5 protein-coding genes and 2 pseudogenes are annotated in these 7,051 nt (G+C 37.8%); 6 read left to right on the top strand and 1 reads right to left on the bottom strand.

Translation table 11 applies throughout. From position 1 onward, the window contains the following. Positions 1–399: 399 nt before the first annotated feature. The 5 genes and pseudogenes from speG (at position 400) to ARSQ2_RS01100 (ending at position 5,597) form a co-directional block, all read left to right on the top strand. Positions 400–975: a spermidine N1-acetyltransferase gene (speG, locus tag ARSQ2_RS01120; protein WP_181994076.1), complete on the top strand. Its 576-nt coding sequence runs from the start codon at positions 400–402 to the stop codon at positions 973–975. A gap of 65 nt (positions 976–1,040) precedes the next feature. After that, on the top strand, positions 1,041–3,110 hold the full coding sequence (ppk1, locus tag ARSQ2_RS01115) for a polyphosphate kinase 1 (RefSeq protein ID WP_181994075.1): 2,070 nt from the start codon (positions 1,041–1,043) through the stop codon (positions 3,108–3,110). A 4-nt stretch (positions 3,111–3,114) separates the two neighbouring features. After that, positions 3,115–4,644 (top strand): exopolyphosphatase, encoded by a 1,530-nt coding sequence (ppx, locus tag ARSQ2_RS01110; RefSeq protein ID WP_181994074.1) that lies wholly within the window; start codon positions 3,115–3,117, stop codon positions 4,642–4,644. 132 nt (positions 4,645–4,776) lie between these two features. Beyond that, positions 4,777–5,088, top strand: a pseudogene (locus tag ARSQ2_RS12160) (IS630 transposase-related protein); the annotation flags it as partial. Between the two features lie 68 nt (positions 5,089–5,156). After that, the gene (locus ARSQ2_RS01100; RefSeq protein WP_238334227.1) at positions 5,157–5,597 is read left to right on the top strand and encodes an IS630 family transposase; all 441 of its coding nucleotides are present in this window, start codon (positions 5,157–5,159) and stop codon (positions 5,595–5,597) included. Positions 5,598–5,853: 256 nt separating this feature from the next. Here the strand turns inward: ARSQ2_RS01100 and metL are convergent. After that, a pseudogene (metL, locus tag ARSQ2_RS13435) lies at positions 5,854–6,762 on the bottom strand (bifunctional aspartate kinase/homoserine dehydrogenase II); the annotation flags it as partial. Between the two features lie 49 nt (positions 6,763–6,811). On the opposite strand from metL, the gene ARSQ2_RS01090 reads away from it, so the two are divergent. Continuing rightward, positions 6,812–6,991 (top strand): IS630 transposase-related protein, encoded by a 180-nt coding sequence (locus tag ARSQ2_RS01090; protein ID WP_181994073.1) that lies wholly within the window; start codon positions 6,812–6,814, stop codon positions 6,989–6,991. The last annotated feature ends 60 nt before the right edge of the window (positions 6,992–7,051 follow it).

Genomic DNA, 7,051 nt, shown 5'->3' with positions numbered 1-7,051 from the left:
TTCTTCCATCGTAAATATCACTTTACGTCTAAAATCAATTGAATAGCTCTTATAAATAATGTCATCAAAATTAAGTCGCTTAGCTATACCTGAATACGGTTATCCTAATGAAGATTAGCAGTATCTTTCCCTATCTGATGCCAATGTGGCATCACAATTTTGTATAGTGATGCTAACCCATATTGATACAAATTCTAATTGATAACTTTGTAGTAATAATCAGTCAATACTTGACTAACTAGTTATCGAAAACTGAGTTTTTGCTAAAATATAGTTTCTCTCATTTATCACTCAGCTTGATTTTGCTATTCTTTACTAACCAAACCGACTAAAAATACAGAACATCCATAGTAACTATTTTAATAATATGCTAAGTTTTACTCCCAATCGAGGTATCCAATGCCTACTGGCAAAAAAAATGAGTCAATTACACTACGACCTTTAGAACGTGAAGATCTCCCATTTGTCCATCAATTAGATAATAACGCCAGTGTTATGCGTTATTGGTTCGAAGAGCCTTATGAAGCTTTTGTTGAATTAAGTGATCTGTATGACAAACACATTCATGATCAGTTAGAGCGTCGGTTTATCATTGAAAATGAAGGCACTAAAATTGGATTAATTGAATTAGTAGAAATAAATTATATTCATCGTCGAGCTGAAATTGGCATTATTATCGATCCGGCCTTTCAAGGTAAAGGATATGCCGACAAAGCCACCAACCTAGCGATGGATTATGCTTTTTCAGTGTTAAATCTCTATAAAGTCTACTTGATTGTGGATAAAGAAAATACCAAAGCGCTGCATATTTATAAAAAATTGGGCTTTCATATTGAAGCCGATTTGGTTGATGAATTTTTTATTAATGGTAAATATCGTACCGTCATTCGGATGAGTATTTTTCAACATCAATACAGTGAAATGAGAAAAAATTCTCACCAGAGGCCAATAAAACACCTAAAAAATCATCAGTAATCAGAGAAGCTGTTAAGGATCAATATCCTCTATTACTAAATAACAATATTGGTTATGGAGTAAAGATGTCTCAAGATCGGCTCTATATTGAAAAAGAGATTAGTTGGTTATCATTCAATGAGCGAGTTTTGCAAGAAGCAGCAGATAAACGTAATCCGCTGATTGAACGCATGCGATTTTTAGGCATTTATTCCAATAACCTTGAAGAATTTTATAAAATTAGATTTGCTGATGTTAAGCGACGTATATTAATTAATGAAGAACGAGGGACCGCATCCAGTTCACGCCAGCTATTAAAGCGAATTGAAAGCAAAGTTGCCAAACTCGATCAAGAATTTGACTCATTATATAACGAGTTATTACTTGAAATGGCGCGTAACCAAATTTTCCTAATTAATGAACGGCAAATTTCGCCAAATCAACAAATTTGGTTACGACAATTTTTTCGCCAACAACTTCGTCAGCATATTACGCCTATCCTGATCACGCCAGAAACTGATTTAGTTGAATTTTTAAAAGATGATTATACCTATTTAGCCGTTGAAATTATCAAGGGACAAAATATTCAATATGCCTTACTAGAAATTCCTGCGGGCAAACAACCTCGATTTGTTCATTTACCGCCTGAAATGCCAAAACGCAGGAAATCAATGATCCTGCTAGATAATATTTTGCGTTATTGTCTAGACGAAATATTTAAAGGCTTTTTTGACTATGACCAATTAAACGCCTACGCGATGAAAATGACGCGCGATGCGGAATATGATTTAACTACTGAGATGGAATCCAGCATGCTAGAGTTGATGTCATCCAGTTTAAAACAACGTCTTAATGCCGAACCGGTTCGTTTTGTTTATCAACGTAATATGCCTGATGAAATGGTAGAACTACTGAGAAAAAAACTCGGACTATCAAGTGATGATTCAGTCATTGCCGGTGGCCGTTATCATAACTTTAAAGATTTCATTAAATTTCCAAACGAAGGTAATAAAAATTTACTGAATAAACCACTGCCGCGTTTACGTCATCGTCGTTTTGATAACTTCCGTAATGGCTTTGATGCGATCAGAGAAAAAGATGTTCTCCTCTATTATCCCTATTACACTTTTGAGCATACGATAGAATTATTACGCCAAGCCTCTTTTGATCCCAACGTATTGACAATCAAAATCAATATTTATCGTGTAGCCAAGGATTCGCGCATTATTCAATCGATGATCCATGCCGCGCATAACGGTAAAAAAGTCACCGTGGTGGTTGAATTACAAGCGAGATTTGATGAAGAAGCCAATATTCATTGGGCTAAGCATCTTACCGAAGCCGGAGTTCATGTCATTTTCTCTGCACCTGGCCTTAAGATCCACGCTAAACTTTTTATTATTTCTCGTCTCGAACAAGGTGAAATTATTCGTTATGCTCATATTGGAACCGGAAATTTTAACGAAAAAACCGCTCGCCTTTATACCGACTATTCCTTATTAACGGCAAATCAACAAATTACCAATGAAGTAAGGCGGGTATTTAACTTTATTGAAAACCCTTACCGACCTGTCAATTTTGAAAATCTAATGGTTTCGCCGCAAAATTCACGCACTCGGCTGACGCAACTGATCGATCAGGAAATTAGCAACGTTCAAGCGGGAAAAGCGGCCGCTATCTTGCTAAAGATTAATAACTTAGACGACAAAGAGTTAATTAATCGTCTTTATGATGCCTCCAATGCTGGCGTAAAAATTCGTCTGCTGATCCGCGGCATGTGTTCCCTGGTTCCCGGCCAAGCTAATTTTAGTGAAAATATTCAAGTTACTAGCATTGTCGACCGTTTTCTTGAGCATGACAGAGTTTATGTATTTAGTAATAATGGCAACGAAAAAGTCTTCATTTCATCAGCTGACTGGATGACCCGCAATATCGATTTTCGTATTGAAGTGGCTGTTAAATTGGTTGATCAACAACTGAAACAACGCGTGCTCGACATTCTTGAATTACAATTTAATGATACCGTTAAAGCGCGTTATATCGATAAAGAGTTAACCAATCGTTATGTACCACGCGGTAATAAACGCAAGATCCAGGCACAGCTTGCTGTCTACGATTATCTAAAATCACTAGAACATCCAGAAACAAGAACTTAACACTATGCCATTAATAAAACCTTCAGCATCGAGGCCGATGGAAATTGCTGCCATAGATCTTGGCTCTAATAGCTTTCATATGATTGTTGCGCGAATAGTTAATGGTGCCTTACAGATTTTAACCCGCATTAAAAAACGTGTTCATCTGGCTGACGGTTTAGATGAACATAACAAATTAAGCGAAAAATCAATTCAGCGTGCCTTGACCTGCTTAGCGCTTTTTTCTGAACGTTTACAAGGATTTACCGCTGATAATGTTTGCATAGTTGGAACTCATGCCTTACGAGAAGCGATTAACGTCAAAGAGTTTTTGCAACGAGCTAAAGCCATTATACCTTACCCAATTGAAATTATTTCAGGCCAAGAAGAAGCGCGGCTGATTTTTATGGGGGTTGAACATACCCAGTCAGAAAAAGGTCGGAACCTGGTGATCGATGTTGGCGGTGGCTCTACAGAACTTATTATTGGTGAAGATTTTAAGCCTCTATTAATGGAAAGCCATAAAATGGGCTGCATCAGCTATGCCCGCCAATTTTTTGCTAATAATCTAATTAATGAAACTAATTTTGCGCGCGCCTATTTTGCTAGCCGACAAAAACTGGAAAATCTTCCTTGCCAATATCAAATGCAAGGTTGGGACTATGCCTTTGGTGGTTCAGGAACCATAAAAGCAATTCATGACGTACTTTGCCAGTTGGGTGATTCAGATGGCATCATCACCCATGAGCGCTTAGTTAAACTAAAAAAATTAGTACTAAAATATAAAAATTTTAAGTTCCTCGATCTACCCGGCTTATCGGCAGAGCGTGCTCACATTTTTGTTCCGGGATTAGCCATTTTATGTGGCATCTTTGATTCTCTGCAAATCAAGCAGTTAAGGCTCTCTGACGGTGCTTTACGTGAAGGCGTTCTCTATGAAATGGAAGGACGTTTTCGTCATCCAGACATTCGCCAACGCACCGCATTAAGTTTAGCTGAACACCATAATATTGATCGAGAACAAACGCAGCGAGTATCAAAAACCATCGAGATCCTTTATCAACAATGGGCAAAACAAAATCCCAAGTTGGTTAACCCACAATTGAAAGTGCTACTTATCTGGGCAGCTATGCTGCATGAGGTTGGATTAAATATCAATCATAATGGCTTACATCGTCATTCTGCCTATATTTTATACAACACCAATCTGCCAGGATTTAACCAAGAGCAACAGTTATTACTGGCGACATTGGTCAGGTATCATAAAAAAAGTATCAAAGCTGATGAATTCCCTAAGTTAAATCTATTTAAGAAAAAACAATATTTACCCATGATCCAACTATTACGGTTAGCTACGCTACTTAATAATCAACGGCAATCGACAACCACGCCAAACTCACTACGTTTGAAAACCGATGAAAATCATTGGACACTCTATTTTCCTCCCCACTATTTACAGAAAAATCCCTTAATGCTGCTAGATTTAGAAAAGGAACAAAAATATTGGCAAGATGTTCCTAGCTGGAAACTAAAAATTAAAGAGGAATCTGCTTGATATTTTGGTATGATTAAAAATAAAATCTAGCAACCATAAATCTAACTTAATTGCTTGTTTTCTATTCAATAACTTATCTATCCTGCTGCTGATAGTATAGCTAAGCGACTTAATTTTGATGACATTATTTATATGAGCTATTCAATTGATTTTAGACGTAAAGTGATATTTACGATGGAAGAAGAAGGGTTGAGTATCCGAGAAACAGCGAAGCAATTTCGGATTGGCTCTGCATCTGTATCGCGTTGGATTAATCAAATAGAGCCAAAAGCATCGACTACGCGTCAGCGAAAAATCGATAAATCCGAGTTGATAAAAGATGTTGAACAATATCCAGATGCTTACCAAAAAGAGCGTGCAGAGCGTTTTGGCGTTTGTCAGAAGGCCATTTGGCAAGCTCTTAAAAAAATGGGATTGACCTATAAAAAAACTCTACGTCATCCGAAAGCCGACGAAAACACTCGACAAACGTTTCAACAAAAAAACAACAGTATGAAAAAGAAGGCAAGCATATTGTTTTTATTGATGAAAGTGGTTTTTCACACGATACCCCGCGGACTCACGGCTATTCCCCGAAAGGTCAACGGTGTGTTGGTCTCAAGAACTGGGGAGCTAAAGGAAGAACAAATGTTATCGGCGCTTTATTGGGCACAACGCTGTTTGCTATCGGATTATTTGATATCAATATTAACAGCGATGTTTTCTATGCATGGGTCACCCAAGTCCTTATCCCAGTACTTCCTAAAAACAGTGTAATCATGATGGATAATGCAACTTTTCACAAGAAACAGAGTATTCAACAAGTCATCATCGATGCGGGGCATATGGTGGAATATTTGCCTACCTATTCGCCAGATCTTAATCCAATTGAACATAAATGGGCACAAGCTAAATGTAAAAAAAGAGCGCTCGGATGCGACACAGATATTTTTTTCGCACTCAATATGGTGTAATCAAAATTAAGTCGCTTAGCTATAGATCAAAAAGTATGGCATCTTTATAAAATTTTATAATTGACTTATTGCCACTATAAAGATTATTTCACTGCAAGGTAGGGTGTAATTTCAGGAAATTGTTGAATCAAGGACTAGCTAGCCAATATTGTTAACCATCGAAAAGACTTTACCAACAAACAGAGGAATAACTCCTCTGCTTTTCTTGACTATCAATGCATGTAGAAGCAAAAAGATTATGCTGTTATTATGGCGATCAAAGCAATTGTGATAAGCAATTAAGATCAGACTGAATTGCGCCCGCCATCACATGACGTCCAGCACCAGGCCCCTAATTATTAACGGATTATCACCATACCAAAGACTTTTTAGGGCAAAAACATTATCACCGGGTAATAAGGCGGCCAATGGATGATCAGGCAGAACAGCGTCAACAGTAACTTTGGCGCGTTTCTTAGTAGCATCAAAGCGAGCAACATAACGCAACACCATGCCCATTTCCTGAGCAGCCTGAAAACGTTGTGCCATTTGTTCATTAATGACCATACTATTTTCAAAAAACGCATCCAGATCACCGGCTGCAGCTTTGGCGGGAAGTAATGACTCAACCCGTACCTTGTTCAGGTTCAATTTCATAGCCCGCTTCACGTGCCAAAATGATCAATTTATGCATTACATCTTGCCCAGAAAAATCAATTCGTGGATCTGGCTCGGTTAAGCCGTCCTGCCAAGCTTGCTCAACCAATTGATTAAACGGTACCGTGCCATCAAATTGTAAAAATAACCAAGATCAGGTACCAGAAAAAACACCACTAATAGAAAAGATATTATGACCACTCTCTTTTAAATCACGGACAGTATAATTTATTGGTAATCCCGCCCCGACTGTCGCGTTATACAGCCAGTATCGATCTGTTTTTGCAAAAGCATCACGGATCTGAGGGTAGTCATCGCTCGCCAGAGCGCCGAGTATCTTATTAGCACTGATTAGATGAAAACCGTAACTCGCAAAATCAAGATAACTTTTGGCTAATAAGTCACTGGCTGTTATATCCAGTACAACCAGGTCATCAAACGGATGATCTCGCATCCAAAGAAAAAGCGCTTCATCTTGATGAATTGTGGCTTCATGATCAAAAAAAGCTAATACTCTACTTGGATCGATGCAATCATCATTTATAGCTAAGCGACTTAATTTTGATGACATTATTTATATGAGCTATTCAATTGATTTTAAACGTAAAGTGATATTTACGATGGAAGAAGAAGGATTGAATATCCGAGAAACAGCGAAGCAATTTCGGATTGGCTCTGCATCTGTATCGCGTTGGATTAATCAAATAGAGCCAAAAGCATCGACTACCTTGATTTGTAATGGTCTACAAATTCTGTAGAAGATCTAAGCGGCATTCTTTAGTTCATGATATTTTTGATGTGGCGTTAAATAACCAATC

Origin of the sequence: Arsenophonus endosymbiont of Bemisia tabaci Q2, from assembly GCF_902713415.1 — a bacterium.
GTDB lineage: Bacteria > Pseudomonadota > Gammaproteobacteria > Enterobacterales > Enterobacteriaceae > Arsenophonus.
The sequence above is the reverse complement of the archived record's forward strand: the minus strand, read 5'-3'. Positions and strand labels throughout refer to the sequence as shown.